Source organism: Streptomyces sp. NBC_01477 (assembly GCF_036227245.1).
In the GTDB taxonomy this organism is placed as follows: Bacteria; Actinomycetota; Actinomycetes; order Streptomycetales; family Streptomycetaceae; genus Actinacidiphila.
The window spans coordinates 2,573,575-2,599,933 of record NZ_CP109445.1 but is presented as its reverse complement, the minus strand read 5'-3'; the positions used below and the strand labels follow the sequence as shown (position 1 = coordinate 2,599,933).

Here is a 26,359-nt window from a genome sequence, read left to right as displayed (position 1 = left end):
GAGCGCACCTACCACCGGCGCCGCAGACACATAGCAGTCGCCCGGCTGATACCCATCGCGTACGAGACCGTCACGTCCACACCGGCCCGCCAGGCCGCGTGACCAACCTGCCACCAGAATCTGCAGCAGACCCAAGAAATCAGGTATCACCATGAGCATCGTTGGATCCCGGGCGGCAACGGCGCCGCTCATCGCCCAGGACCAGCGCGCCAGCGCCACCATCCTCCCGGCCCTGACTGCCGCCGAGCGCGGCGCCGAGTGGACAGCCAAGTACGGCTGCACCCCCATCTGCGTCATGAACCACACCGAGCCGGACAACAACCCTGGCTGGCACCAGGGCCCCGCAGCCCGGTGCGACACCCCGGCGAGTCTGGTCTGCGATTGGGACGGCGACACCGGCGAACCTCTCCTGGCGGCCCGCGTGACCACTGTGAACGGCACCCCCGAGGTCTTCGGCATCACGACCCGCCTGTGGGTGGACATCGCGGGCGACACGATGGAGCTGTCTGTCACGGAGGTCGACCAGTTCATCGCGGGTCTGGAGGGCTTCCTGCCCCAGCTGCGGGCGCTGCGTGCCCAGCTCGCCGAGGCCACCAAGGGCGACATCCCCGAGAACACCGAAGCCAAGATCCGATGGCACGCAGAGCAAAACACCCGCGCCGCGCGGGAATGGGCCGAGGCCAACCCTGGCCACGAGCCCTCGCTGATCAGCGAGGCCGAGGTCGCCCGGGACCGGGAGATCAACGAGGAGGTGACCAGGCGGTGCCCGGATATCGCGCGGGTCACCACGAGGCCCACCTCCCAGTGCACCTTCGAGGGCGGCCCGGCGGTCGTCGTTCGCACGGGCAAGCTCGGGAACCGGTACGGGCTGTGCGTCGACTGTGCAAGGACCATGGATATCAAGTGGGTCGGCGAGGCGGTGACGGCATGACCGCGCTCAGCGCTGACATGCGCGCCGCCCTCGACGCCGGCCGCACCAGCGACCCCCGACCTGAGGCGCGGAAGCTGTGGGACACATTCCAGAAGATCGCGGAGAAGTCCGCCGACCCGGACGGCACCCTGCTCGCGCTCTGCGAGTGGCTGCTCATCGAGGTCGACAAGAGCCGCGCCGAGCACGGCGTGACAGCGTTCAACACCGCGGCGACGGGAGGTGACTCGGGACAAAGAGCCGACGCCGCCTGCACCTACCCACGGTGTCAGGAGACCGGTCCGCACGACGAGGAAGTTAACTACGAGGACATCCCGGTCGGAGGTTCCCGGTGACCCGCACCCTTATGGCCGACGAGTCGATCTCATACCGCGACGCCCTCCAAGAGCTGCTCACCGCTCAGGGCATCGAGGCTTTCGAAGCCCGCGTAGACGACCCGATGCCGTTCGACGTCCAGGCATGGTTCGGGACGGTCAACGGCGTGCGGCGGGTCATCTACGCCGCCGGGCAGACCGACGCCTTCCGATTGGCGATTACCGTGCAGGCCCTCGCTGAGGGGCGGACCAAGTGACCGCGCTGACCGCTGCGGAGAACGCTGCCCAGGCCGCCGGTGACGGCGGGCCGGGTGGCGACCCGGTAGCGGCTCTGCTCGCCCCAGTCGATCAGGCGAGAGAGGGGGCGAAGGGCCCCCGGCGGACTGCGCGGTAGCCGGTAGCGAGAACCACTGCATCCGTACGGATCAAGCCCCGGTCCCGGCGTCGGCGTGTCGGCAGCGCAGTTCGATGGTGCCGTCCGGGTCGGCGGTAGAGGTTGCCGCCGCCGTGCCAGGGACGATCTCGACCGGGTTGGCGTCGACCGGCCGCCCGACGGTGGCCTGGTAGAGGTGGTCGTGGACATCGGCGAGGATCTCTGTGCTGGCCGCCTTGTACAGCTGCCACCGCTCGCCCACCAACCGGTCGTGTACGGCGGCGGGCAGGTCGTGGAAGTGGCGGGTGTAGTCGGGCGTGAAGTGCTCTAGGCCCAGCCTGGAGTAACTCCATCGGGGTGATCGCGCGGGTCCTGGTGAGCCAGCGCAGCCGGGCCGTCGCCGGTGCACACCAGGTCGAAGAAGATCTCGGCGCCGGATTGGCCGGAGCCGAGGACAGTGATGTCCCGGGCGCCGTCGAGGCCATGGCGTCCCGCCATATGCAACATCGTTGCTTTATGCGATCTGATGGTTTGCCAAGTGGATGAAGGGCCAGGGCGGGACTTTTGGTAGATCTCTGTGGTGTCGAGCCCAGAGATCGTCGTACCGGAGCTCCCGTTGCCGCGGCATTCTGCCACTTCGCCACCCACATCGTCAGCTCACGACGTCTGGCCGCTTTTTGCGCGTGGCTGGCTCTCCCCCCTGGGAGGCGCCGCCGCGGCGCCGTGTGCTGACGGCGCCGCGGCGGTGCTCTATCGATCGGCGGGTCCTCCGTCACACGCAAGACCTGTGATCGGTACGCGCTCGACGAGCTTGAACAGCGCGTTGGCATTGCCACTCATCGGCCGCCGTGTGAGCCCGGTGTGAGCCGGGACGCTCGTGGACGTGGTGGTGGCGTGCATCCTCGCCCGGACGGGATACCGATCTGACCAGACGGGACCAGCGGGGATTACTCGTCATCCTCCGGCACGGTGTCTGGGCGACTCATAATCCGCCGGTCGTGGGTTCGAGCCATCGTGATACAGCCCGCCCAGCTTCGCCAGATGTGGGCAGAGACGCTGCCGCTGGCCTGCCCGGTGACCCCCAAGCGGCTGATGAGGCACGGAGTAGCTCCTGGTGGAGGCCCTTCTGCAGTCCGGAATCTCAGGGACTTTTCAGGGACTTTCAGCTCTGTCGGAGGGACTTCCCGGGGACTTTTCGCTGTGCATACCAGGAAGGCTCCGACAGAGCTGAAAGACGAGAAACCCCAGGTCAGGGCTTACGCGGTCAGCACTCGATGACGTTGACCGCCAGGCCGCCGCGGGCGGTTTCCTTGTATTTGACCTTCATGTCGGCGCCGGTCTCCTTCATCGTCTTGATGACCTTGTCGAGGGAGACGTGGTGGCGGCCGTCGCCGCGCATGGCCATCCGGGCGGCGGTGACGGCCTTGACCGCGGCCATGCCGTTGCGCTCGATGCAGGGGATCTGGACCAGGCCGCCGACCGGGTCGCAGGTCAGGCCGAGGTTGTGCTCCATGCCGATCTCGGCGGCGTTCTCCACCTGCTCCGGGGTGCCGCCGAGGATTTCGGCGAGGCCGCCGGCGGCCATCGAGCAGGCCGAGCCGACCTCGCCCTGGCAGCCGACCTCGGCGCCGGAGATGGACGCGTTCTCCTTGAAGAGCATGCCGATCGCGCCCGCCGCGAGGAGGAAGCGGACGACGCCGTCGTCGTCGGCGCCGGGGACGAAGTCCAGGTAGTAGTGCAGGACGGCCGGGATGATGCCGGCCGCTCCGTTGGTCGGGGCGGTCACGACACGGCCGCCCGCGGCATTCTCCTCGTTCACGGCCATCGCGTAGAGGGTGATCCACTCCATCGCGCGGGCCGCCGCGTCGCCCTCGGCCCGCAGCTGGCGGGCCGACGTGGCGGCCCTGCGGCGGACCTTGAGGCCGCCGGGCAGGATGCCCTCGCGGGACATGCCGCGCCCCACGCACTCCCGCATCACCTGCCAGATCTCCAGCAGGCCCGCGCGGATCTCGGCCTCGGTGCGCCAGGCCTTCTCGTTCTCCAGCATCAGCGCGGAGATCGACAGCCCCGTCTCCCGGGACAGCCGCAGCAGCTCGTCGCCGGTGCGGAAGGGATACCGCAGCACCGTGTCGTCGAGCTTGATCCGGTCCGCCCCCACCGCCTCCTCGTCCACGACGAAGCCGCCGCCGACGCTGTAGTACGTCTTCGTCAGCAGCGCTTCGCCGTCGCCGCCGTACGCGGACAGGGTCATGCCGTTCGCGTGGTACGGCAGCGAACGGCGGCGGTGCAGCACCAGGTCCGTGGCCGGGTCGAAGTCCACCTCGTGCGCGCCGAGCAGCGCCAGCCGCTTGTCCGCGTGGATCACCGCCACCTCGGCGTCCGCCGTCTCGACGTCGACCGTGCGCGGCGAGTGTCCCGCCAGGCCCAGCAGGACGGCCTTCGGGGTGCCGTGCCCGTGGCCGGTCGCGCCGAGCGACCCGAACAGCTCGGCCTTGAGGGCCGCGGTCCGGGTGAGCAGATCGTCGGTCTTCAACCGCTGCGCGAACATCCGGGCCGCCCGCATCGGTCCCACGGTGTGGGAACTGGAGGGGCCTATGCCGATGGAGAAGAGGTCGAATACGGAGATTGCCATGCGTTCAGTGCTCCTGGATTACCGCGGACGCCGTTGTCCCCGGGTGCTGCTCGTGCGGGCCGCGGGGTGCGGCGGGCGCTGGCCCGCCGCAGCCCGCGGAGCGGTTCATGACGCCAGGGTCGGATACAGCGGGTGCCGCTCGGCGAGCGCGGTGACCCTCGCCCGGAGGGCGTCCGCGTCGAAGGCGGGCTGCAGGGCCGCGGCGATGATGTCGGCGACCTCGCGGAAGGCGTCCGCGTCGAAGCCCCGGGTGGCGAGCGCGGGTGTACCGATGCGCAGGCCCGAGGTCACCATCGGCGGGCGCGGGTCGTTGGGGATCGCGTTGCGGTTGACGGTGATGCCGATGCCGTGCAGGCGGTCCTCGGCCTGCTGGCCGTCCAGCGCCGACGCGCGCAGGTCGACCAGCACGAGGTGGACGTCGGTGCCGCCGGACAGGACGGCGACGCCCGCGGCCGCCAGGTCGTCCCCGCCGAGCCGGTCGGCGAGGATCTTCGCGCCCTCCAGTGTGCGGGCCTGCCGGTCGAGGAACTCGTCGGTGGCCGCGGCCTTGAAGGCGACGGCCTTGCCGGCGATGACATGCTCCAGCGGGCCGCCCTGCTGGCCGGGGAAGACCGCGGAATTGATCTTCTTGGCGAGGTCGGCGGTGGACAGGATGACACCGCCGCGCGGGCCGCCGAGCGTCTTGTGCGTCGTGGTGGTGACCACATGCGCGTGCGGTACGGGCGAGGGGTGCAGCCCGGCCGCGACGAGCCCCGCGAAGTGCGCCATGTCGACCATCAGATACGCGCCGACCTCGTCGGCGATCCGCCGGAAGTCGGCGAAGTCCAGCTGCCGCGGATACGCCGACCAGCCGGCGATGATCAGCTGCGGCCGGTGCTCCTTGGCCAGCCGCTCGACCTCGGCCATGTCGACCAGGCCGGTGTCGCCGTCGACGTGGTAGGCCGCGACCTTGTAGAGCTTGCCGGAGAAGTTGATCTTCATGCCGTGCGTCAGGTGCCCGCCGTGCGCCAGATCGAGACCGAGGATCGTGTCGCCCGGCTTGAGCAGGGCGAACATCGCGGCGGCGTTGGCCTGCGCGCCCGAGTGCGGCTGCACGTTCGCGGCCTCGGCGCCGAAGAGCGCCTTGACCCGGTCGATGGCCAGCTGCTCGATGACGTCGACATGCTCGCAGCCGCCGTAGTAGCGGCGACCGGGGTAGCCCTCGGCGTACTTGTTGGTCAGCACCGAGCCCTGGGCCTCGAGGACCGCGACCGGGGCGAAATTCTCCGAGGCGATCATTTCCAGGGTGGACTGCTGGCGGTGCAGCTCGGCGTCGATCGCGGCGGCGACCTCGGGGTCGAAGTCGTGCAGGGACTGGTTCAGCAGCGACATGGGATCTTCCTGGTGTACGGGTGGGGGCGGGGGCTCAGGCCGCGATGAAGGCGTCGTACTCGGCCGCGGTCAGCAGCTCCGCGCCGTCGTCCGAGACCTTCACCTTGAACAGCCAGCCTCCTTCGAACGGTGCGGTATTGACCAGCGACGGGTCATCGACGACATCCTGGTTGATCTCGGTGACCTCGCCGGACACCGGGGCGTACAGCTCGCTGACCGACTTGGTCGATTCCAGCTCGCCGCAGGTCTCGCCCGCGGTCACCGTCGCCCCCACCTCGGGGAGCTGGACGAAGACCACGTCACCGAGCGCGTCGGCGGCGTGCGAGGTGATGCCGACGGTCGAGGCGCCGTCCGCGGGGTCGGTGAGCCACTCGTGCTCCTTGCTGTAACGCAGCTGCTCAGGATTGATGCTCATGACGGAATTCTCCCGTATGCGAAGAGGTGATGACGGAGCCGACGCGGCAGCCTGTGGACAACCGGGCGCCTGTGGAAAAAGTCGGGGGGTTCAGCGCTCGCGCTGGTAGAAGGGCAGCGCCACGACGCGGTACGGCTCACGGCTGCCCCGGATGTCGACCGCGACCCCTTCCGTGCCCGGCGCGGCATGCTCCGCGTCCACGTACGCCATGGCGATGGGCACGCCGAGCGTCGGCGAGGGCGCGCCCGAGGTGACCTCGCCGATGAGGGCGCCGGACGCGTCCGTGACGGCGTAGCCGGCCCGCGGCACCCTGCGGCCCTCCGCGATCAGCCCCACGAGCTTGCGCGGCGGGATGTCCGCGGCCCTCGCCGCCGCCGCGGCCAGCGCCTCGCGGCCGACGAAGTCACCGGGCTTGTCGAACTTCACCACCCGCCCGAGACCCGCGTCGAAGGGCGTCACCTTCGCGGTCAGCTCGTGCCCGTACAGCGGCATCCCGGCCTCCAGGCGCAGGGTGTCGCGGCACGACAGCCCGCACGGCACGAGGCCGGCGTCCGCTCCGCCCGCAAGGAGCGCCTGCCACAGCCGCTCGGCGTCGGCGGGCGCCACGAACAGCTCGAAGCCGTCCTCGCCTGTGTAGCCCGTCCTGGCGATCAGCGCGGACACGCCCGCCACGGTCCCGGGCAGCCCCGCGTAGTAGCGCAGCCCGTCCAGGTCGGCGTCGGTGAGCGCGGCGAGGATGCCGGGCGCGGCGGGACCCTGGATCGCCAGCAGGGAGTACGCGTCCCGGTCGTCGGTCACCTGCGCGTCGAAGTCCGCCGCGCGCAGCGCGACCGTGTCCAGCACCGTCTGGGCGTTGGAGGCGTTGGCGACGATCAGATAGCGCTGCTCGGCGAGCCGGTAGACGATCAGGTCGTCCAGGATGCCGCCGTCGGGCGCGCAGACCATCGTGTAGCGGGCCTTGCCGACCGCGAGCGCCGACAGATGGCCGACCAGGGCGTGGTCCAGCGCCTGCCCCGCCTGCGGCCCTGTCACGGTGATCTCGCCCATGTGCGACAGGTCGAAAAGGCCGGCCCTGGTGCGTACGGCCTGGTGCTCGTCGCGCTCGCTGCCGTACCGCAGCGGCATGTCCCAGCCGGCGAAGTCGGTCATGGTCGCGCCCAGGGCGCGGTGCACCGCGTCGAGGGCGGTACGGCGGGGGGAAGCGGCGGGCGGCGCGCTCAGCGGTTCGTTCGAGGGTTCGGTCATCGAGAGGGCTCCCAAAGGCGGCGGACAGGGGACACGGACTGCGGTCGGGGTGTTCACCCCGGCCTCCCCATCTGTCATCGGAACCTGAGAGGTTCACCGTGACCCCTGCGGGCCGCGGCTTGCACCTTGGGTGGGGCGGGACCGGTGACGGCCGCCCGCTTTTCAGATCTGCCTCGCCCGCGCGGTATCTGTGCCTGAGAGATTCAAGGGAAGACTTGCTCCTTCGGCGCCCGGCCCCAGGCGGTGGGGCCGGAACTCTCCCGCGCGGCCTCCAACGGCCGGTATGCGTATTGTGCCGCCATCATTGCATGCCCGGGCGTCGGGGGCGCTCAGCCGCTACTGTTTCCGGGCAGGACACGGGCACCGACAGTGGCACAAGCGCGGACAAGGGTGGACATGGAGAATCCGGCACCTTACATATGGCCGGCGAACGAGCTCGAGGAAGTGCTGGCCGCGAGCCTCGGCAATCCCTCGGCGACCCCCCGGCTGCTGGAGGTCCTCGGCCGTTCGCACGTATGGGTGCCGCTGCCCAACGGCGGCGCGCCCGACTCCGTCGCCCTCGACCTGCCCACCCTGGAGCTCGGCGGCGCGCCCTATGTGCCGGTTTTCAGCTCCGAGCAGCAGTTCCGGCAGGCCGCGGAAGGCATGTCCTGCACCGTCGCGCCGGTACGCGACTTCGCCCGCGGCCTGCCCCCGCTGATGGGTATCGCCGTCAACCCGGGCGGCGCCGTCGGAGTGCCGCTGCCGCCCGCCGCCGTCGCGGAATTGTGCCGCGCCGAGCGGATCGGGGCGTACGGCGAGCAGAGCCCGGGCGGCGCCAGGGTGCGGCTGTGGGAGCCGGCCCCCGACGAGGAGCCCGTGGACTTCCTGGCCGTCGCCGCCGCGGAATACGCCGTCAGCCCGATGGTGCTCAGCGCCCGCCGCGCAATGGCCGCCGTCGAGGAGGATCCGCCCGCGCTCTTCGTCGGCGTCGAACTGGACAGCTGGCAGGAACAGGACAGGGCTGCCGCCATGGACGCGCTCGGCCGCGCCCTGGGCGCGGCGCCGCTGCCGTGGCCGGTCCACCTCATCCTGCTCGACATCGCCCAGGACCCGGTGGGGGACTGGATGCTGGAGGCCGTGCGACCGTTCTACAGCCGGGACTGAGACCGCACCCGCGGTCAACTCCCTTACGCGGCCCGGCGCTTGCGTATACCCGCCGTATACGCGGCATTTAGCCGGCGCAGCTTGAGTCGGTCAGCGTTCCACCCGGAACAGTCGACCTGATTTGATGGCGGAACACCGAACGACGGGAAAGGGGCGGTCCGACGTGATCGCGGGCGCGCAAGGCGGCGCGGCGGCCGGCCATGTGGAGCAGATGCTGCTCCAGGTGGCGCCCGGCCGCTTCGACGCATACGAGAACCTGCTCGCGTCGCTGGCCGACGGCCAGGTCTGGATGCTGCTCTGGCAGGGCACACCGGGGGCGCCCGACGCGCAGTACGCGGCCATGGAGGTCGGCGGCCACCGCTATGCGCCGTGCTGCACCTCGCCCAGGGAACTGGCCGCCAGCGGCTGGAACCGGGACCACGAGATCGTCTCGGGCCGGGACATCGCCCTGACCCTCTTCCCCGACCACTGCGGCCTGTGGCTCAATCCGCACGCCAATGGCGGCGGCGTCGGCATCCCCTGGCCCGACCTGCGCCGGGTCGCGGGCGGGCTGGACCTGCTGCCCGCCGGGCCGCTGCAGATCGGCGAGCCGTCACTGCAGATCCCGCAGTTCTACGCGCTGCTGGCCAAGGCCGCGCACCGCACCCACGCGGTACGTGCGCTGCGCCAGGCGTGGGTCCAGCCGTCCCTGGGCGAGCCCTACCTCGCGATCGGCGTCGAGGTCTACGACTCCTCGCCGCAGGCCGTCGAATCGGTCCGCCTGATGATGCAGCAGGCGGTGGCCGGCGTACCGGAAGGGCTGTCCGTCTCCACCGTCGCCATGGCCGACACCTATGACCCGGTCGCGCTGTGGCTCCGCGCCAATGCGCAGCCCTTCTTCGACCGCGAGGCCTTCTCCGGGCCCCCCGCGTGGGGGCCGCCGCCGCGTACGTACTGACCCCTGCGGGGGCGCCGTACGTATCCGGTCAGGCGGGGAGGGCCGCGTCCAGGAGGCCGAGCGGCGGGGCGCCCAGCGCCAGCAGGTCGGCGTGGAAGCCCGGAAGGGTGAAGGACGCGGAGCGCTCCGCACGGGCGCGCACCCGCCTGATCTCCAGCTTGCCCCAGGTGTAGCGCCCGTAGCCCGCGTCGAAGGTGCCGCGCCTGGCCTCCGCGGCGGCCCCAGCGGGAGCGAGGTGGGCGTCCCGCATGAACAGCCGGGTCGCCTCGCCGACATCCATGGCGCCGGTGTGCATGCCGATCGCACAGGTCAGCCGGGTGACCCGGACCAGCGCCTCAAGGGCGACGCCGATGGCGAAGCGCGGGTCGCGGGCGCGGAAGCCCTCGTCGAGGCAGACCTCCTCCACGTAATGCGCCCACCCCTCGCAGAAGGACAGGCTGTGCAGGGTCCGCCGGACCGGGCTGGTCGCGTGCCGCAGGGCGCGCCCGTGGGCGAAGTGGCCGGGGGCGACCTCGTGCACGGTGATCGACGGCAGGCTCGTACGGCTGAAGACCGTCAGCCACTCCTCCCGCTCCTGCGCGGGCCAATCGGGCTCCGGCGGGGTCACGTGGTACCAGGAGGGCGATTCGGGCTCTCCCGGCCCCGCCCAGGTCATCATCGCCATCGCCCAGCGGCGGGACGGCGGCGCGGGCCCGACCAGGCACTCGCCGTCCAGATACGGGGCGAGGCGGCGCTCGCGGGTGAAGGCGATGACCTCCTCGGTGAGCCGGGCCGCGGCCGGGATGACGCCGTCGGCGCCGGGGTGGTCGGCGAGCAGTTCGGGGATCAGCTCGTCGGGCATGCGGTTCCTGTCGAGTGCCCGGCAGGAGTCGGCGAGCAGCAGGCCGAGCCGTACACGTTCCTTGTCCGCGGCCTCCGCCAGTGCCGTGAGGTCCACCCGCAGGCCCTCCTGCCCGCCCATCAGCGCGGCCAGCGCCCGGCCGCCGAGCCGCGGGTCGGGGTCGCCGTTCACGGCCGCGTGCTCCAGACGGGCGATCAGCCGGGCGTGCGCGGCGAGCGCCTCGGCTTCCGGGGCGCCCTGGTCAGGATCCAGGTCGGCGGCCAGCCCGTGCGCGGAGCCGAGCAGCGCCGCGGCCACGGGGGCGCTCACCCGGTCGAGTGAGGCCAGCGCGGCGTCCACCGCGTCGGGCCAGCGTGCCAGGTGCTTGCGGCGGGCCGCGGCACGCTCCTTGCGGGGCGCGTACTCCCGGTCGTAACAGGCGAGTTCGAGATTGGACAGATGCGGGTACGGGTCGCGCCTGTGCAGTTCGAGGTCCCCGTACTGCGTCCGCAGCGACTCCTCGAACACCGCCAGGTGCGCCTCGTCGTGCGGGTCGTCGAGCGGCCCGGAAGCGCGCTTCGCACTGTCGACCGCGGCCAGGGCGCGGCGTATCCCGTCGGGGGAGAGGTCCTGAACACGGCCGTCGTATTCGTGCAGCCCGGCCATCTCGCGGACGGTGGGCATCATCAGGTCGCACACCGCTCGAAGCCGATCATCCATCCCACGACCGTAGCGCCGTGCCCGCCGTCCGTCTGCCCGGGGCGGCAGGTGAGTCGGTGTGACGTGTCAGGTCTGGCCCGCGGTCCTGGCGCGGCTGACGGCCGGGCCGATCGCCCGGATGACGTCCGCGACCTCGTCCGCGGTCGTGGTGTGGCCGAGCGAGAAGCGCAGGGTGGCCCGCGCGTGGGTGGCCGGCTGGCCCATCGCCAGCAGTACATGGCTGGGCTGCGCCACACCCGCGGTGCATGCCGACCCGGTGGAGCACGCGATGCCCTGCGCGTCCAGCAGCAGCAGGAGGGCGTCGCCCTCGCAGCCGGGGAAGGTGAAGTGCGCGTTCGCGGCGAGCCGGCCCTCGGGGGAGGGGTCGCCGTTCAGAATGACGTCGGGCACCGCGGCCCGGATGCCGCGCACCAGCTCGTCGCGCAGCGCGCCGACCGACGCGGTGTATTCCCCCCGCCTTTCCGCGGCGAGGGAGCCCGCCGTGGCGAAGGCCGCGATCGCCGGCACATCGAGGGTGCCCGACCTGCTGCGCTCCTGCTCGCCGCCGTGCAGCAGCGGCACCGGGGTGTCGTCCCTGCGCAATACGAGCGCGCCGACGCCGTACGGGCCGCCGACCTTGTGCCCGGTGACCGTCATGGCGTCCAGGCCGCTGGCCGCGAAGTCGACATCGGTCTGCCCGAAGGCCTGCACCGCATCGGAGTGCATCGGTACGCCGAACTCGGCGCAGACCGCCGCGAGGCCGGCGACCGGGAGGATCGTGCCGACCTCGTTGTTCGCCCACATGACGGTGACCAGGGCCACGTCCTCGGCCCCGCCCGCCAGCGCCGTACGCAGAGTGTCGGGCTGCACCCTGCCGTACGCGTCCACCGGCAGCCACTCCACGGCGGCGCCCTCGTGCTCGGCCAGCCAGTGGACGGCGTCCAGCACGGCGTGGTGCTCCACCGGGCTGGCCAGGACGCGGACCCGGCGCGGGTCCGCCGCGCGGCGCGCCCAGAACAGGCCCTTCACGGCCAGGTTGTCCGATTCGGTGCCGCCGCCGGTGAACACGATCTCGCTCGGGCGCGCGCCCAGCGCCGCCGCGAGGGCCTCTCTCGACTCCTCGACGGTCCGCCGGGCGCGCCGGCCCGCCGCGTGCAGTGCGGACGCGTTCCCCGTCACCGTGAGGTGGGAGGTCATCGCCTCGACCGCCTCCGGGAGCATGGGCGTGGTGGCGGCGTGATCGAAGTAGGCCATGATTTCCCGATTCTACGTTCCACCGGGGTCCGCCCGACTCCCCGCCCGCACCCTCCTCCGGGGCTGCCGCCCGCGCCCAGGTGAGTGCCACTCGCGGTGGCCCACCGCCCTCCCCCCGACCGTGATCGCGCGCGCAGTTCCCCGCGCCCCAGGTGCGTTGCCCCCTGCGGCAGAGGACGAGCCCCGCAGTGGCGCGAGGAACTGCGCGCCCAGCCGAGGCGCACCGCAAGTGTGAACGCCACCGCAAGTGGCACCCCCAGGGGCGCGGGGAACTGCGCGCCCAGCCCCCACCGGGGGAAAGCAGCGACGCCACGGCAACCGGCACCCACCGAGGGGCGCGAGGAATTGCGCGCGCAACCACGACGGTGGAAAAGACAGGGACGCCACCGCAAGTGGCAACCCCTGAGGGGCGCGAGGAACCGCGCGACAACCCCCCGGGGGAAGGTCCCGGGGCGGGCACGGAGGGGCAGGACGAGGGGTCAGGGGCGCGGGGCGCGAGCCAGCTGGCGGGACTGGGCCACCAGACGATCTTTGGCGTCCCAGACTTCCGCGTCCTCCTCCAGCAGGCCGCCGGCCAGATTCCGGGTGGTCAGGGACACCCTGACCGGCCCAGGAGCCGGCTGGCACCGCAGATGCACGGTGAGTTCGAGCGTCGGCACCCAGCCGGCCAGCCCCATGTCGAACGCCGTGGGCGGCAACGCGTCCACGGCCAGCAGCAGCGACATCGCGTCGTGGTCGCGCCCGTCGGCGAGGCCGAGCCACCCGCGCATGTCGCCGGTCCCGGAGGGCGCGCCGACGGCCCATCCCGCGGTGGCCGGGTCGAGCCGCAGGTCGAGCCGTTCCAGGATCGCGGTGGAGCCGGTCACCGGCCCGCCGTCGGGCGCGTCGGACGAGCTGACGCAGCCGTCGTAGGACGGCATCGACGGCGGCGGCGCGGTGGTGCGGACATCGTCCGGGAGCGCGGCGAGATCGCCGTACGCGGCGAGGACCCGGATCCGCTCGACCTCGCGCCCCTCGGCGTCGCGCTGGCAGAGCGACGCCTGCCCGGTGGACATGGTGCGCCCGGCGCGTACGGTCTCGGTCCTGATCACGGCGGGCCCCGGTTCCGACGCGGTCAGATAGTGCGCCGTGATGGTGATCGGATCGGGATGCGGCAGCGCGGCACGCAGCGCGCGGCCGACGACGGCCAGCAGATAGCCGCCGTTGACGGCCTTGATGATCGTCCAGCCCGCCGACAGGTCGGTGTCGTACGTGCCGGACTCCGCCGGCCTGGCCACCACCGCTGTGTCGCGGTCGAACTCGCTGTCCCCGATGGCCGCACGGGCCGCTGCATATGCCATGAGTCGATGTTACCCATCGGTAGCCGCCGGTTGTCCAGCCCTGCCGGGCCGTCCGCAGGACAACGCTGAGCGCCCGCTTGTCTCTTCCGCGCGGGTCCGGGCCCGCCCCGTACCCCTGTGGATAACCGGGCGGCCCGCCGCGGCCGGGCCGTTACCCTGGACAGGTGAACGACTTTCCCCACCCCACCGAGCGCAAGCGGCTGCGCGTGCTCGCCGCCATGAGCGGCGGCGTCGACTCCGCGGTCGCCGCTGCCCGCGCCGCGGAGGCCGGGCACGACGTGACCGGGGTCCATCTGGCGCTGTCGGCGAATCCGCAGAGCTTCAGGACCGGGGCCCGCGGCTGCTGCACGGTGGAGGACTCCCGGGACGCCCGCCGCGCGGCCGACGTTATCGGCATCCCCTTCTACGTGTGGGACCTCGCCGAGCGCTTCCGCGAGGACGTGGTCGCCGACTTCGTCGCCGAATACGCGGCGGGCCGCACCCCCAACCCCTGCCTGCGGTGCAATGAGAAGATCAAGTTCGCCGCCCTGCTCGACAAGGCGCTGGCGCTGGGCTTCGACGCGGTCTGCACCGGGCACTATGCCGCGGTCGTCACCCGGGAGGACGGCTCCCGCGAACTGCACCGGGCGAGCGACGCGGCCAAGGACCAGTCGTACGTCCTCGGCGTGCTCGACGAGCGGCAGTTGGCGCACGCGATGTTCCCGCTCGGCGACACCCTCACCACCAAGGAAGAGATCCGGGCCGAGGCCGCCCGCCGCGGCCTCGCGGTGGCCAAGAAGCCCGACAGCCACGACATCTGCTTCATCGCCGACGGCGACACCCAGGGCTTCCTGGCCAAGAGCCTCGGCAGTGCGCAGGGCGCGATCGTGGACGAGAGCGGCGCCCAGGTCGGCACCCACGAGGGTGCGTACGGCTTCACCATCGGCCAGCGCAAGGGCCTGCGGCTCGGCATCCCCGCCGACGACGGCAAGCCCCGCTATGTGCTGGACATCTCGCCGGTCAGCAACACGGTCACGGTCGGCCCCGCGGAGGCGCTCGACGTGACCGCGCTCACCGCGATCCGCCCCCGCTGGTGCGGCGCCCCGCCGACCGGCCCGGCCGCGTACACGGCCCAGTTGCGCGCCCATGGCGACGATGTGCCGGTGACCGCGGAGGTCGTCGACGGCGAGCTGCGGGTACGCTTCGGCGCCCCGGTACGCGGCATCGCGCCAGGACAGGCCGTGGTGCTCTACGACGGCACGCGCGTCGTCGGCTCCGCGACCATCGCCACCACCGACCGCGCCACCGCCCGCCACCAGGAGAAGCCCACGGTGACCGTATGAACATCGGCGTCTTCCTGTCCGCCGCCGACCTGGGCGAGCAGTACACCGTGCCGGCCCGGGAGTTCGGCAGGCTGATCGGCGAGGGCGGCCATACCCTCGTGTGGGGCGGTTCGGAGTCCGGCCTGATGAAGGTCGTCGCGGACAGCGTCCAGGAGGCCGGCGGGCGGCTGGTCGGCGTCTCGGTGGTCTTCCTCCAGGACAAGGCGCGCGCGAACGCCGACGAAATGGTGATCGCCGAGGACCTCGCCCAGCGCAAGGCGGAGCTGCTGCGCCGCTCTGACGCCCTCGTGGTGATGGTCGGCGGCGCCGGCACCCTGGACGAGGCCACCGAGATCCTGGAGCTGAAGAAGCACCGGCTGCACGCCAAACCGGTGGTCCTGCTCAACAGCGCCGGTTTCTACGACGGTCTCGAGCTGCAACTGCGCAGGATGGACGCGGAGGGCTTCCTGCCCCTGCCGCTGTCCGAGCTGGTGTATTTCGCCACGGACGGCGCCGACGCCCTCGCGTACCTCCAGGAGCAGATGTGAGCGGCCCGCGCGTCCACCTGGTCACCGGCGCCGGTTCCGGCATCGGCAGCGCCGTCGCGCAGCGGCTGCTGGAGCGCGGCGACGAACTGTGGCTGCTGGCCAGGGACGCCGGGCGGGCCAGGGAGCTGGCGGCCCGTCACCCCGGCGTCCGTACCCTGGTCGGCGACCTTGCGGAGCCCGCCCGGCTGTCCTGGGCGCTGGGCCACCAGTCGCCACCCGACCGCCTCGACTCGCTGCTGCACATCGCCGGCACCGTCGAGCTGGGCGTGGTCGGCGACCTCACCCCGAAGATCTGGCAGGAGACGCTGGCCGTCAACCTGATGGGTCCGGCTGAGCTGACCCGTCTGCTGCTGCCCCAGCTCCGGCTGTCCCGCGGCCATGTCGTCTTCGTCAATTCCACCTCCGGGCTGAGCGTCAGCGCCGAGTGGAGCGCGTACGGCGCGAGCAAGTTCGGCCTGCGCGCGCTGGCCGACGCCCTGCGCGCCGAGGAGCACGCGGCCGGCGTCCGTGTGACGTCGGTCTACCCGAGCCGTACCGCGACCCCGATGCAGCAGAAGGTCCACCAGCAGGAGGGCAAGCCCTACGACCCGGCCCGCTGGATCGCCCCCGAGTCGGTCGCCACCACCGTCCTCACCGCCCTCGACCTCCCCGCGGACGCCGAGATCACCGACCTGACGATCCGCCCGGGCCAGTAGCGGCGGCGGCGAAGCGGGCCGGGGCGGCGCGGAAGGCTACCCTTCCGGCGTGAGCAACGATGTGAGCAACGATCTGCACCTCCCCGAGGCCACCGCGACCGGCGTGGGTTCGATGCCGGGCGGCGACGCCCGAGAGGCGGCCCGCATCGCGACCGAGGCGTCCGAGGGCATGGTCTTCCTGCCCGAGCTGCCCGCCCGCGGCCCCGGCGCCGACATGATCGGCCGCAGCCTGGGGCTGCTGGTCGAGATGTACGCCCGGGTCGAGCCCAGCGGCTGGCGGTTCGGCGACCGGCCGGGCCGGGACACCAAGCGGGCCAGATCGTGGCTGGGCGAGGACCTGGACGCCCTGGAGGAATTCACCCAGGGCTACGAGGGGCTGGTCAAGATCCAGGCGGTCGGCCCCTGGACGCTGGCCGCGTCCGTGGAGACCCGGCACGGCGAGGCCGCGCTGCGGGACCTCGGCGCCTGCCGCGACCTGGCCGGATCGCTGGCCGAAGGGCTCACCGCGCACCTCGCCGACGTCCGCCGCCGGATCCCCGGCGCGACCGTCGTCCTGCAACTGGACGAGCCGTCCCTGACGGCGGTGCTGCGCGGGCACATCAGGACGGCCAGCGGCTACCGCACCTACCGGGCGGTCGACCGGGCCGTGATCGAGTCGGCGCTGCGCGAGCTGATCACGGCGGCGGGCGTACCCGTCACCGTCCACTCCTGCGCCCCGGACATCCCCTTCGCGCTGCTGCGCCGGGCGGGTGTGGCCGGCGTCTCCTTCGACGCGGACCTGCTCACCGAGCGTGACTGGGACGAGTTCGGCGAGGCCGCGGAGGCGGGCACCGCGCTCTTCGCCGGTGTCGTGCCCGGCAAGGACGCCCCGTTGTCAGACCCTGCCGGTAGCGTGAGTGGTGTTCGGGCGTTGTGGCGCAGGTTGGGGCTGGCGCCGGGGGCTCTGGGATCCTCCGTCGCCGTGACTCCGTCCTGCGGTCTGGCGGGGGCCTCACCGGCCTATGCCCGTGCCGCGCTCGTGCATTGCGCGAAGGCGGCACGCTCGCTCGTCGACAACCCTGAGTAGTGAGGAAGGACGGGGTCGTGGAGGACACGGAGATTCCCGCGGAGGCGCGGGCGGAGCACGCACGCCTTGCCGAGCAGGTCGAGGAGCACCGCTTCCGTTACTACGTCAAGGACGCGCCGGTCGTCAGCGACGCCGAGTTCGACAAGCTGCTGCGCAGCCTGGAGGGTGTCGAGGAGCGGCACCCGGGCCTGCGCACCCCGGACTCGCCCACCCAGAAGGTCGCGGGCGCGTACGAGACGGAGTTCACCTCCGTGCAGCACCGCGAACGGCTGCTGTCGCTGGACAACGCCTTCACCGACGAGGAGCTGGCGACCTGGGCCGACCGGGTCGCGGCCGAACTCGGCCCGCCGGACAACACGCACAGCCCGTACCACTTCCTGTGCGAGCTGAAGGTGGACGGCCTGGCGGTCAACCTCACCTACGAGCGCGGCCGGCTCACCAGGGCGGCGACCCGCGGCGACGGGCGGACCGGCGAGGACATCACGCCCAATGTGCGCACCATCGCCGACATCCCCGACCGGCTGGCCGGCGACCGGGTGCCGGAGCTGGTGGAGATCCGCGGCGAGGTCTACTTCCCCGGTGAGAAGTTCGAGGAGCTGAACGCGCGGCTGGTCGAGAGCGGCGAGAAGCCGTTCGCCAACCCGCGCAACGCGGCGGCCGGTTCGCTGCGCCAGAAGGACCCGCGGATCACCGCGTCCCGCCCGCTGCGGATGGTGGTGCACGGCATCGGCGCCCGCACGGGCTTCGACATCGACTGCCAGTCGCACGCGTACGGCCTGCTGCACGAGTGGGGCCTGCCCACCGCCCGCCACAACAAGGTGGTCGACTCGCTCGCCGCCGTGAGGGACTTCATCGGCTACTACGGCGAGCACCGGCACGACGTCGAGCACGAGATCGACGGAGTGGTCGTCAAGGTCGACGAGATCCCGCTGCAGGGGCGGCTCGGCTCCACCTCCCGCGCCCCGCGGTGGGCCATCGCCTGGAAGTACGCCCCCGAGGAGGTCAACACCAAGCTGGTGGAGATCCGGGTCGGGGTCGGCCGCACCGGGAGGGTCACGCCGTACGCGGTGGTGGAGCCGGTGACGGTGGCCGGGTCCGAGGTGGAGTTCGCGACCCTGCACAACCAGGACGTGGTCAAGAAGAAGGGCGTCCTGATCGGCGACACCGTCGTGCTGCGCAAGGCGGGCGACGTCATCCCGGAGATCCTGGGCCCGGTGGTGGACCTGCGGGACGGCACCGAGCGGGAGTTCGTGATGCCCGCGGAGTGCCCGGACTGCGGCACCGCCCTGCAGCCCATGAAGGAGGGGGACATCGATCTGCGGTGTCCCAACGCCCGCTACTGCCCTGCCCAGTTGCGCGAGCGGATCTTCTATCTCGCTGGCCGCCGCAGCCTGGACATCGAAGGGCTCGGCTATGTCGCGGCCACCGCGCTGACCCAGCCGCTCGACCCGCACGAGCCGCCGCTCAAGGACGAGGGCGACCTGTTCGGCCTGACGATCGAGCAGCTGCTGCCGATCCGCTCGTACGTCCTGGACCAGGACACCGGTCTGCCCAAGCGCGACCCGGAGACCGGCGAGCCGAAGGTCGTCACCTTCTTCGCCAACCAGAAGGGCGAGCCGAAGAAGAACGCGCTGGCGATGCTGGAGAACATCGCGGCGGCCAAGGACCGCCCGCTGGCCAGGGTCATCACCGGTCTGTCCATCCGCCATGTGGGCCCGGTCGCCGCCGCCGCGCTGGCCCGCGAATTCCGCGATCTGGACCGGATCAAGGACGCGGCCGAGGAGGAGCTGGCGGCTGTGGACGGGGTCGGCGGCACCATCGCCGCCTCCGTCAAGCAGTGGTTCGCCGAGGACTGGCACCAGGAGATCATCAGGAAGTGGCGGGACGCCGGGGTGGTCTTCACCGAGGAGGGCTCGGACGAGGGGCCGAGGCCACTCGAAGGGCTGACGGTGGTGGTGACCGGAACTTTGTCGACCTATACCCGGGATGGCGCAAAAGAGGCGCTGGGCACCCAAGGTGCGAAAGTCACCGGAGCGGTGTCCAAAAAAACGGACTTCGTCGTGGTCGGCGACAACCCCGGATCCAAGTTCGACAAAGCCGTGCAGCTGAAAGTGCCTGTTCTGGACGAGGCCGGCTTCGCGGTGCTGCTCGCGGACGGCCCTGACGCGGCCCGGCTAAACACGGTGAATCCCGTGGAAACGGACACCGCGGCAGCGGCCCCGCCGGACGCCGGAACTGACGGTGAATCCGGCTGAATGGCCCGAGGATGTCACCCGATCGGCCTATATCAGAATACGGCGATGTGCCTGGTCGCATTCGGGCAACCACGCTCGATCGGTGCCCGGGATGCCGCGAGGCGGCCTAGTGTTGAGACGCGCGCCCGCCGGGATGAACGTTCCGGCAGTACGTGCGGAACTCGACCGCGCGCAGGGCGTGGTGGACCTGCTTGCCACACCGGGCTGCGAGAGGGACAGGCATGCGACCGACGGAGAGTGCCGGAGCGGCACCGCTGCTCCGCAGCGCGCCCGTGGCCGAGCTCCCGTCCCTGACACCGTCGCTGTCCAGGACGCTGGTGCGCCACGGGGCGCCGCCGGCCGCCGCGGTCTGCGTGGTGGTCGGCGTCATCCAGGTGCTCGGCCGCGGCCACGCGCTCTTCCCCGGCGGCACCGCGGGCTGGGGCTTCGCGATCCTCACCGGCATCATCGTCGGCCACCTGGTGGCGATGGGCCGGGACCGCTGGTGGGGCGGCACCGGTTCCGGCGCCGCCCTCACCCTGGCGATGCTGATGATCAACGGCTGGGTGGCCGCGGTGCTGGTCAGCCTGGCCGTGGTGACCCTGGTCGGCGCCGCCCGCAGACACCGCTGGCGGCAGGCCGCGCTCTACGGCTCCATCGACATCCTCGGCATCGGCGCAGGCGCCCTGATGCTGACCCTCTGCGGCACCCACCCCACCGTCGAGCACCCCTGGGACCCCGACGACTGGGCGATGTCCGCCGTCCCGATCGTCATCCTGGCCGCACTGACCTATCTGGTCGCCACCCGCGCCCTGCTGTGGTGCGCCTTCGCGCCCCGCGGCGGCGGCCTGCCCACCGTGGCCCGGTCCGCGCTGATCAGGCAGGGCATGTTCGGCGGCGCGCTGCTCGGCATCTCCCCGCTGATACTGGTCGTCGGCTGCGACATGCCGGTGCTGCTGCCGCTGTTCTCCGTACCGCTGATCGCGCTGGACTCGACGCTGTGGATCGCGCACGCCCGCGCCGAGGAGCAGCTGCGCGACCCGCTCACCGGGCTGCCCAACCGCCAGTGGCTGCTGGAGCGCGCCTGGACCGCGCTGGACGACGCCCTGGAGGACTACGAGCGGGCGGACCCCGGCTTCCTCGCCGCGACCGGCGGCAAGGGCACGCACCCGCCGGCCGGCTGCGGCAGGGTCGGGCTGATCCTGATCGACCTGGACAAATTCCGTTCCGTCAACGACACCCTCGGGCACCTCGCCGGTGACCGGCTGCTGCTCCAGGTCGCCGACCGGCTGCGGCTCGCGCTGCCGCGCGGCGCCGAGGCGGCCAGGCTCGGCGGCGACGAATTCGCCGTCCTGCTGCCCGGCTGCGACTCGCCGACCCGCGCCCAGCGGATCGCCAGGACCCTGGTCGCCGCGCTCGGGTCGCCGCTCAGCCTCGACGGGCTGTCACTGGTGCTGGAGGCCAGCGCCGGCGTCGCGGTCTTCCCCGACCACGCCCTGGACGCGGAAGGCCTGCTGCGGCGGGCCGACGTGGCGATGTACCAGGCCAAGCGGGACCGCAGCGGCGTCGAGGTCTACGAGGCCACCACCGACGGCAACACCCCCGACCGGCTCGGCCTGCTCGGCGACCTGCGCAGGGCGCTCGACGCCGGCGACATCGAACTGCACTACCAGCCCAAGGTCCACTTCGACGGCCGCGTGGCCGGACTTGAGGCGCTGGTCCGCTGGGAGCACCCGGAGCGCGGGCGGGTCAGTCCGGAGGAATTCATCACCATGGCCGAGACGTCCGGCCTGATGCCGCAGCTCACCGAGTACGTCCTGGACACCGCGCTGGCGCAGGTCGCCCGCTGGCGCCGGATGGGCCTGGACGTGCCGGTCGCCGTCAACGTCTCGCCGCGCGACGTCCACAGCCCCGGTTTCGCCGGCACCGTCGCCGCCCGGCTGGCCAGGCACCAGGTGCCGCCGGGGTCGCTCCAGCTGGAGATCACCGAGCACGTCCTGCTGGAGGACCCGCAGCGCGCCGCGGACACGCTCAACGGGCTGACCGGGCACGGGGTGAAGATGTCGCTCGACGACTTCGGTACGGGGTATTCGTCGCTGGTGCACCTGCGGCGGCTGCCGGTCAGCGAACTCAAGATCGACCGGTCGTTCGTGGCCCGGCTCGTCGTCGACACCGAGGACGCGGAGATCGTGCGCTGCACGGTGGACCTCGCGCATTCGCTCGGGCTGACGGTCGTCGCCGAGGGCGTCGAGGACGACGAGACGTGGGAGCGGCTGCGGGATCTGCACTGCGACGCCGTGCAGGGGTGGCTGGTCGCTGCCGCGATGCCGCCGGACGAAGCCACGAAGTGGCTGCTCGCCAGAGGTGAGCGGGGGGCCTTGCCGGCCGGGCAGAAGGCGGTGCCGGCGCTGCCGGCGGTGCCGGTCCTGCCGGCGGGGTCCGTGGTTCCGGTCGTACCGGCCGTTCCGGACGGGGCGTCGTCCGTTTCCGCGGCCGAGCGCGCGTAGCCGCTCCGCGGCGCCGTGTTCGAGAGGTCACCGCTGCGTCGGCGGGTACGCCTCCGCTGCGCGGGGCTGAGGGTCCGCTGCGTCGGCCGGTACGCCTCCCCCGGGCGCGGGGGTTGTGCGGTTCCCTTCGGCTGGGGGTGCCCACCTCGCTGGCGCGGTGTCTGAGGGTCCGCTGTGTCGGTGGGTGCGCTTCTCCGGGGCGCGGGGGTTGTGCGGTTCCCTTCGGCTGGGGGTGCCCACCTCGCTGGCGCGGTGTCTGAGGGTCCGCTGTGTCGGTGGGTGCGCTTCTCCGGGGCGCGGGGGTTGTGCGGTTCCCTTCGGCAGGGGGTGCCCACCTCGCTGGCGCGGGGCTGAGGGTCCGCTGTGTCGGCGGGTGCGCTTCTCCGGGGCGCGGGGGTTGTGCGGTTCCCTTCGGCAGGGGGTGCCCACCTCGCTGGCGCGGGCTTGAGGGTCCGCTGTGTCGGCGGGTGCGCTTCTCCGGGGCGCGGGGGTTGTGCGGTTCCCTTCGGCAGGGGGTGCCCATCAGGGGCGCGGGGAACTGCGCGAGCAACCCACCACCGGCCGGTGGTCCGGAGCGGACCGAGGAGACCCTTTGGGTCGGTGACGACCCGCGCGCGGGTGGGGGCTGAGCGCGCCGTTCCTCGCGCCCCTGGGGTGGTGGCGGTCGTCGCCACACGACGGTGCGTTGTGGCTGGGCGCGCAGTTCCCCGCGCCCCTGTAGGGCGCCCCCTTGCGGAAGGGGAACCGCACAACCCCCGTGCCCGGGGACGGGCGCCCCCTGGCGGAGGGGTGCCGCACAACCCCCGTGCCCTGGGGAGGGGCACCGTCTGGCGCAGAACGCTGACCGCCCCGGAGGGGAAGGGTTTCGCGGTCCGGGGGGAGGGGCCCATAGGATTGGGGCCCACACCGTCATCTCACCCCGCAGAGGATCGCAACGCATGCCTGGCATCACGCGCGAGGAGGTCGCTCACCTCGGCCGGCTGGCACGTCTGGAACTGTCCGGTGAAGAGCTCGACCACTTCGCCGGACAGCTCGACGACATCATCGGCGCGGTCGCCCGCGTCTCCGAGGTGGCCGCCGAGGACGTACCGCCGACCTCGCACCCGCTCCCGCTGACCAATGTGATGCGGCAGGACACCGTCCGCCCGTCGCTGACCCCGCAGCAGGCGCTGTCGGGGGCGCCCGCGCAGGAGCAGCAGCGCTTCAAGGTGCCGCAGATCCTGGGGGAGGACTGATCACGATGACGGACATCATCAGGCTGACCGCCGCGCAGACGGCGGAGAAGATCGCCTCGGGCGAGCTGACCGCGGTCGAGGTCACCGAGGCGCACCTCGCCCGGATCGAGGCCGTGGACGAGAAGGTGCACGCCTACCTGCACGTGGACCGCGAGGGAGCCCTCGCGCAGGCCCGTGCGGTGGACGCCAAGCGCGCCGCGGGCGAAGTGCTGGGCCCGCTGGCCGGCGTACCACTGGCGATGAAGGACATCTTCACCACCGAGGGCGTTCCCACCACGGTCGGTTCGAAGATCCTGGAGGGCTGGATCCCGCCGTACGACTCGACGGTGACCAAGCGGCTCAAGGCCGCCGACGTGGTGATCCTGGGCAAGACCAACATGGACGAGTTCGCCATGGGGTCGTCCACCGAGAACAGCGCGTACGGGCCGACGGGCAACCCGTGGGACCTGACGCGTATCCCTGGCGGCTCCGGCGGCGGCAGCGCCGCGGCGCTCGCGTCGTACCAGGCGCCGCTGGCGCTGGGGACGGACACCGGCGGTTCGATCCGGCAGCCAGCCGCGGTCACGGGCACGGTCGGGGTGAAGCCGACCTACGGCGGGGTGTCCCGCTACGGCATGGTCGCCTTCTCCTCGTCGCTCGACCAGGGCGGCCCCTGCGCCCGTACGGTGCTGGACGCGGCGCTGCTGCACGAGGTGATCGGCGGTCACGACCCGCTGGACTCCACCTCGATCGACGGCCCGGTCCCGCCGGTGGTCGAGGCGGCCCGCAGCGGCGACGTGCGCGGGATGCGGATCGGCGTGATCACGGAGCTGGGCGGCGACGGCTACCAGGCCGGTGTGGTCCAGCGCTTCGAGGAGTCCGTCGAGCTGCTGCGCGAGCTGGGCGCGGAGATCGTGGAGATCTCCTGCCCGTCCTTCGTGTACGCGCTGGCCGCGTACTACCTGATCGCACCCTCGGAGTGTTCGAGCAACCTGGCCCGCTTCGACGCGATGCGCTACGGCATGCGGGTCGGCGACGACGGGACGAAGTCCGCCGAGGAGGTCACCTCGCTGACCCGCGAGGCCGGTTTCGGCGCCGAGGTCAAGCGCCGGATCATCCTCGGCACGTACGCCCTCAGCTCGGGCTACTACGACGCCTACTACGGCTCGGCGCAGAAGGTCCGCACCCTGATCACCCGGGATTTCGCCCGGGCTTTCGAGACGGTCGACGTGCTGGTCTCGCCGACCACCCCGACCACCGCCTTCCCGCTCGGCGAGCGGGTGGACGACCCGCTGGCGATGTATCTGGTCGACCTGTGCACCATCCCGGTCAACCTGGCGGGCAACGCGGCGATGTCGCTGCCCTGCGGCCTGGCGCCGGAGGACGGTCTACCGGTGGGACTGCAGATCATCGCACCCGCACTCAAGGACGACCGGCTCTACCGGGTCGGCGCCGCCGTCGAGGCCGCCTTCGTGAAGAAGTGGGGCCACCCGCTGCTCGAGGAGGCACCCCAGCTATGAGCACCAAGGACATGGACAAGGGCAAGAAGAAGAGCAAGGCCGGTACGTACCTGGCGATCGGCAGCACGCTGTTCGCCGCGTTCACCAACGTCAAGAAGGTGCGCACCGCGCGCGGCGAGAACGACACCCTGCAGTTGATCGACGGTCTGATCCGGGTGGCCGCGGTGGCCACCGGAGTGGCTCTGCTGGTCCGCGAGCTGCGCCAGCACGACGACGTCCTGACGGACTGACAGGGCAGGAGGAAGAACGACAGTGACCGTCACGGATCTGCTGTCCTACGAGGACGCGCTCGCGTCCTACGACCCGGTGATGGGCCTTGAGGTCCATGTCGAGCTGGGCACGAGGACGAAGATGTTCTGCGGCTGCTCCACCGAGCTGGGCGCCGAGCCCAACTCGCAGACCTGCCCCACCTGCCTCGGCCTGCCCGGCTCGCTGCCGGTGGTCAACGCGGTCGGCGTGGAGTCCGCGATCAAGATCGGCCTCGCGCTGAACTGCGAGATCGCCCGGTGGTGCCGCTTCGCGCGGAAGAACTACTTCTACCCGGACATGCCGAAGAACTTCCAGACCTCGCAGTACGACGAGCCGATCGCCTACAACGGCTATCTGGACGTCCAGCTGGAGGACGGCGAGGTCTTCCGGGTGGAGATCGAGCGCGCCCACATGGAGGAGGACACCGGCAAGTCCACCCACGTCGGCGGCGCGACCGGCCGTATCCACGGCGCCTCGCACTCGCTGCTGGACTACAACCGGGCCGGCATCCCGCTGATCGAGATCGTCACCAAGCCGATCGAGGGCGCCGGCGCGCGGGCACCCGAGGTCGCCAAGGCGTACGTCGCCGAGCTGCGCGAGCTGATCAAGGCGCTGGGGGTGTCGGAGGCCCGGATGGAGATGGGCCAGATGCGCTGCGACGTCAACCTGTCGCTGCGCCCGCCGGGCCGGGAGAAGTTCGGCACCCGCAGCGAGACCAAGAACGTCAACTCGCTGCGCAGCGTGGAGCGCGCGGCCAGGTTCGAGATCCAGCGGCACGCCGCGGTGCTGTCCTCGGGCGGCACGATCGTGCAGGAGACCCGGCACTTCCACGAGGAGGACGGCTCGACCACCTCGGGGCGTATCAAGGAGGAGGCCGAGGACTACCGCTACTTCCCCGAGCCCGACCTCGTACCGGTCGCCCCGGCCCGCGAGTGGGTCGAGGAGCTGCGCGCCGGACTGCCCGAGCTGCCGCGGCTGCGCCGCAAGCGGCTGCAGGAGGACTGGGGCATCGCCGACCACGAGATGCAGTCGGTGCTCAACGCCGGGGCGCTCGACCTGATCCTCGCCACCATCGCGCAGGGCGCGGACGCCGCGTCGGCCCGCAAGTGGTGGATGGGCGAGCTGGCCAGGCACGCCAACGAGACCGGCACCGAGCTGGCCGCGGTGCCGATCACCCCGGCGCAGGTCGCCCGGGTGTCCGCGCTGGTCGCGGCGGGCGACCTCAACGACAAGCTGGCCCGCCAGGTCATCGAGGGTGTGCTGGCCGGCGAGGGCGACCCCGACAAGGTGGTCGACGCGCGCGGCCTCAAGGTCGTCTCCGACGACAGCGCGCTCGGCGCGGCGGTGGACAACGCCATCGCGGCGAACGGCGCGATCGCCGACAAGATCCGCGGCGGCAACCTGGCCGCGGCCGGCGCGCTGATCGGCGCGGTCATGAAGGCCACCCGCGGCCAGGCCGACGCCAAGCGGGTCCGCGAACTGGTCCTGGAGAGGCTGGGCGTCCAGGGCTGACGGCCCCCGCACAGCTGCGCCACAAGGACGGCACCCCCA

General features: G+C 71.9%; 24 protein-coding genes and 2 riboswitches. Of the genes, 15 read left to right on the top strand and 9 right to left on the bottom strand.

All coding sequences use genetic code 11. The features are described from left to right. The first annotated feature begins 151 nt into the window (after positions 1–151). The 3 genes from OHA86_RS10365 to OHA86_RS10355 are packed head-to-tail and all read left to right on the top strand — an operon-like array spanning position 152 to position 1,499. Complete coding sequence (locus OHA86_RS10365; RefSeq protein WP_329174366.1) at positions 152–931, top strand: DUF6907 domain-containing protein; 780 nt, start codon at positions 152–154, stop codon at positions 929–931. Then, complete coding sequence (locus tag OHA86_RS10360; RefSeq protein ID WP_329174364.1) at positions 928–1,263, top strand: hypothetical protein; 336 nt, start codon at positions 928–930, stop codon at positions 1,261–1,263. Before OHA86_RS10365 ends, OHA86_RS10360 begins: the two co-directional genes overlap by 4 nt. Next, positions 1,260–1,499: a hypothetical protein gene (locus OHA86_RS10355; RefSeq protein ID WP_329174362.1), complete on the top strand. Its 240-nt coding sequence runs from the start codon at positions 1,260–1,262 to the stop codon at positions 1,497–1,499. The genes OHA86_RS10360 and OHA86_RS10355 overlap by 4 nt, the downstream gene beginning before the upstream one ends. 168 nt (positions 1,500–1,667) lie before the next feature. Here the strand turns inward: OHA86_RS10355 and OHA86_RS10350 are convergent, their stop codons facing one another. The 6 genes from OHA86_RS10350 to gcvT form a co-directional block, all read right to left on the bottom strand. Continuing rightward, a complete protein-coding gene (locus OHA86_RS10350; RefSeq protein ID WP_329174360.1) occupies positions 1,668–2,024 on the bottom strand; it encodes a SidA/IucD/PvdA family monooxygenase in 357 nt (118 codons plus the stop codon). After that, positions 1,943–2,122, bottom strand: a complete 180-nt coding sequence (locus tag OHA86_RS10345; protein ID WP_443071691.1) for a SidA/IucD/PvdA family monooxygenase — start codon at positions 2,120–2,122, stop codon at positions 1,943–1,945. The genes OHA86_RS10350 and OHA86_RS10345 overlap by 82 nt, the downstream gene beginning before the upstream one ends. 757 nt (positions 2,123–2,879) lie before the next feature. Further along, positions 2,880–4,247 carry an L-serine ammonia-lyase gene (locus OHA86_RS10340; protein ID WP_329174356.1) on the bottom strand — a complete coding sequence of 456 codons (1,368 nt, stop codon included), beginning with the start codon at positions 4,245–4,247 and terminating at the stop codon, positions 2,880–2,882. 105 nt (positions 4,248–4,352) lie between these two features. Beyond that, the gene (glyA, locus tag OHA86_RS10335; protein WP_329174355.1) at positions 4,353–5,618 is read right to left on the bottom strand and encodes a serine hydroxymethyltransferase; all 1,266 of its coding nucleotides are present in this window, start codon (positions 5,616–5,618) and stop codon (positions 4,353–4,355) included. Between the two features lie 34 nt (positions 5,619–5,652). After that, positions 5,653–6,033: a glycine cleavage system protein GcvH gene (gene gcvH / locus OHA86_RS10330; RefSeq protein WP_329174353.1), complete on the bottom strand. Its 381-nt coding sequence runs from the start codon at positions 6,031–6,033 to the stop codon at positions 5,653–5,655. Positions 6,034–6,123: 90 nt separating this feature from the next. After that, a complete protein-coding gene (gene gcvT, locus OHA86_RS10325) occupies positions 6,124–7,278 on the bottom strand; it encodes a glycine cleavage system aminomethyltransferase GcvT (RefSeq protein ID WP_443071690.1) in 1,155 nt (384 codons plus the stop codon). Positions 7,279–7,339: 61 nt separating this feature from the next. After that, a riboswitch (glycine riboswitch) is annotated at positions 7,340–7,450 on the bottom strand. Beyond that, positions 7,451–7,551, bottom strand: a riboswitch (glycine riboswitch). Positions 7,552–7,674: 123 nt separating this feature from the next. On the opposite strand from gcvT, the gene OHA86_RS10320 reads away from it, so the two are divergent. Then, a complete protein-coding gene (locus OHA86_RS10320) occupies positions 7,675–8,424 on the top strand; it encodes an enhanced serine sensitivity protein SseB (protein ID WP_329174352.1) in 750 nt (249 codons plus the stop codon). Between the two features lie 124 nt (positions 8,425–8,548). Beyond that, a complete protein-coding gene (locus OHA86_RS10315; protein WP_329174351.1) occupies positions 8,549–9,361 on the top strand; it encodes an enhanced serine sensitivity protein SseB C-terminal domain-containing protein in 813 nt (270 codons plus the stop codon). Between the two features lie 28 nt (positions 9,362–9,389). On the opposite strand, the gene OHA86_RS10310 is transcribed toward OHA86_RS10315, so the two are convergent. From OHA86_RS10310 to OHA86_RS10300, 3 genes are all read right to left on the bottom strand, one after another. Beyond that, positions 9,390–10,901, bottom strand: coding sequence for a DUF885 family protein (locus OHA86_RS10310; protein WP_329174350.1), 1,512 nt, complete (start codon positions 10,899–10,901; stop codon positions 9,390–9,392). 66 nt (positions 10,902–10,967) lie between these two features. Continuing rightward, positions 10,968–12,134, bottom strand: a complete 1,167-nt coding sequence (locus OHA86_RS10305; protein WP_329174349.1) for a cysteine desulfurase family protein — start codon at positions 12,132–12,134, stop codon at positions 10,968–10,970. 479 nt (positions 12,135–12,613) lie between these two features. Further along, a complete protein-coding gene (locus OHA86_RS10300; RefSeq protein WP_329174348.1) occupies positions 12,614–13,474 on the bottom strand; it encodes a thioesterase family protein in 861 nt (286 codons plus the stop codon). Between the two features lie 164 nt (positions 13,475–13,638). On the opposite strand from OHA86_RS10300, the gene mnmA reads away from it, so the two are divergent. The 10 genes from mnmA (at position 13,639) to gatB (ending at position 26,320) form a co-directional block, all read left to right on the top strand. Further along, positions 13,639–14,796 (top strand): tRNA 2-thiouridine(34) synthase MnmA, encoded by a 1,158-nt coding sequence (mnmA, locus tag OHA86_RS10295; protein ID WP_329174345.1) that lies wholly within the window; start codon positions 13,639–13,641, stop codon positions 14,794–14,796. After that, on the top strand, positions 14,793–15,323 hold the full coding sequence (locus OHA86_RS10290; RefSeq protein WP_329174344.1) for a TIGR00730 family Rossman fold protein: 531 nt from the start codon (positions 14,793–14,795) through the stop codon (positions 15,321–15,323). Before mnmA ends, OHA86_RS10290 begins: the two co-directional genes overlap by 4 nt. Beyond that, complete coding sequence (locus tag OHA86_RS10285; RefSeq protein ID WP_329174343.1) at positions 15,320–16,018, top strand: SDR family oxidoreductase; 699 nt, start codon at positions 15,320–15,322, stop codon at positions 16,016–16,018. The genes OHA86_RS10290 and OHA86_RS10285 overlap by 4 nt, the downstream gene beginning before the upstream one ends. 49 nt (positions 16,019–16,067) lie before the next feature. Further along, positions 16,068–17,084 carry a methionine synthase gene (locus tag OHA86_RS10280; RefSeq protein WP_329174342.1) on the top strand — a complete coding sequence of 339 codons (1,017 nt, stop codon included), beginning with the start codon at positions 16,068–16,070 and terminating at the stop codon, positions 17,082–17,084. Between the two features lie 17 nt (positions 17,085–17,101). After that, positions 17,102–19,339: an NAD-dependent DNA ligase LigA gene (gene ligA / locus OHA86_RS10275; protein WP_329174341.1), complete on the top strand. Its 2,238-nt coding sequence runs from the start codon at positions 17,102–17,104 to the stop codon at positions 19,337–19,339. Positions 19,340–19,560: 221 nt separating this feature from the next. Further along, the gene (locus OHA86_RS10270; protein WP_329174340.1) at positions 19,561–21,825 is read left to right on the top strand and encodes a putative bifunctional diguanylate cyclase/phosphodiesterase; all 2,265 of its coding nucleotides are present in this window, start codon (positions 19,561–19,563) and stop codon (positions 21,823–21,825) included. A gap of 938 nt (positions 21,826–22,763) precedes the next feature. After that, positions 22,764–23,060: an Asp-tRNA(Asn)/Glu-tRNA(Gln) amidotransferase subunit GatC gene (gene gatC, locus OHA86_RS10265; protein WP_329174338.1), complete on the top strand. Its 297-nt coding sequence runs from the start codon at positions 22,764–22,766 to the stop codon at positions 23,058–23,060. A gap of 5 nt (positions 23,061–23,065) precedes the next feature. Further along, positions 23,066–24,559, top strand: a complete 1,494-nt coding sequence (gene gatA, locus OHA86_RS10260) for an Asp-tRNA(Asn)/Glu-tRNA(Gln) amidotransferase subunit GatA (protein ID WP_329174336.1) — start codon at positions 23,066–23,068, stop codon at positions 24,557–24,559. Continuing rightward, positions 24,556–24,789 (top strand): hypothetical protein, encoded by a 234-nt coding sequence (locus tag OHA86_RS10255; protein WP_329174335.1) that lies wholly within the window; start codon positions 24,556–24,558, stop codon positions 24,787–24,789. The genes gatA and OHA86_RS10255 overlap by 4 nt, the downstream gene beginning before the upstream one ends. A gap of 22 nt (positions 24,790–24,811) precedes the next feature. After that, a complete protein-coding gene (gatB, locus tag OHA86_RS10250; RefSeq protein ID WP_329174334.1) occupies positions 24,812–26,320 on the top strand; it encodes an Asp-tRNA(Asn)/Glu-tRNA(Gln) amidotransferase subunit GatB in 1,509 nt (502 codons plus the stop codon). Positions 26,321–26,359 lie beyond the last annotated feature (39 nt).

Excerpts from the sequence above, each read along its gene's own strand:
- OHA86_RS10345 (WP_443071691.1), bottom strand. The coding sequence starts at position 2,122 with ATGTTGCATATGGCGGGACGCCATGGCCTCGACGGCGCCCGGGACATC.
- gcvT (WP_443071690.1), bottom strand. The coding sequence starts at position 7,278 with ATGACCGAACCCTCGAACGAACCGCTGAGCGCGCCGCCCGCCGCTTCC.
- OHA86_RS10360 (WP_329174364.1), top strand. The coding sequence starts at position 928 with ATGACCGCGCTCAGCGCTGACATGCGCGCCGCCCTCGACGCCGGCCGC.
- OHA86_RS10315 (WP_329174351.1), top strand. The coding sequence starts at position 8,549 with ATGGCGGAACACCGAACGACGGGAAAGGGGCGGTCCGACGTGATCGCG.
- OHA86_RS10365 (WP_329174366.1), top strand. The coding sequence starts at position 152 with ATGAGCATCGTTGGATCCCGGGCGGCAACGGCGCCGCTCATCGCCCAG.
- gatC (WP_329174338.1), top strand. The coding sequence starts at position 22,764 with ATGCCTGGCATCACGCGCGAGGAGGTCGCTCACCTCGGCCGGCTGGCA.
- OHA86_RS10305 (WP_329174349.1), bottom strand. The coding sequence starts at position 12,134 with ATGGCCTACTTCGATCACGCCGCCACCACGCCCATGCTCCCGGAGGCG.
- OHA86_RS10310 (WP_329174350.1), bottom strand. The coding sequence starts at position 10,901 with ATGGATGATCGGCTTCGAGCGGTGTGCGACCTGATGATGCCCACCGTC.
- gatA (WP_329174336.1), top strand. The coding sequence starts at position 23,066 with ATGACGGACATCATCAGGCTGACCGCCGCGCAGACGGCGGAGAAGATC.
- OHA86_RS10255 (WP_329174335.1), top strand. The coding sequence starts at position 24,556 with ATGAGCACCAAGGACATGGACAAGGGCAAGAAGAAGAGCAAGGCCGGT.
- OHA86_RS10320 (WP_329174352.1), top strand. The coding sequence starts at position 7,675 with ATGGAGAATCCGGCACCTTACATATGGCCGGCGAACGAGCTCGAGGAA.
- OHA86_RS10300 (WP_329174348.1), bottom strand. The coding sequence starts at position 13,474 with ATGGCATATGCAGCGGCCCGTGCGGCCATCGGGGACAGCGAGTTCGAC.
- glyA (WP_329174355.1), bottom strand. The coding sequence starts at position 5,618 with ATGTCGCTGCTGAACCAGTCCCTGCACGACTTCGACCCCGAGGTCGCC.
- OHA86_RS10290 (WP_329174344.1), top strand. The coding sequence starts at position 14,793 with ATGAACATCGGCGTCTTCCTGTCCGCCGCCGACCTGGGCGAGCAGTAC.
- OHA86_RS10340 (WP_329174356.1), bottom strand. The coding sequence starts at position 4,247 with ATGGCAATCTCCGTATTCGACCTCTTCTCCATCGGCATAGGCCCCTCC.
- gcvH (WP_329174353.1), bottom strand. The coding sequence starts at position 6,033 with ATGAGCATCAATCCTGAGCAGCTGCGTTACAGCAAGGAGCACGAGTGG.
- OHA86_RS10270 (WP_329174340.1), top strand. The coding sequence starts at position 19,561 with ATGCGACCGACGGAGAGTGCCGGAGCGGCACCGCTGCTCCGCAGCGCG.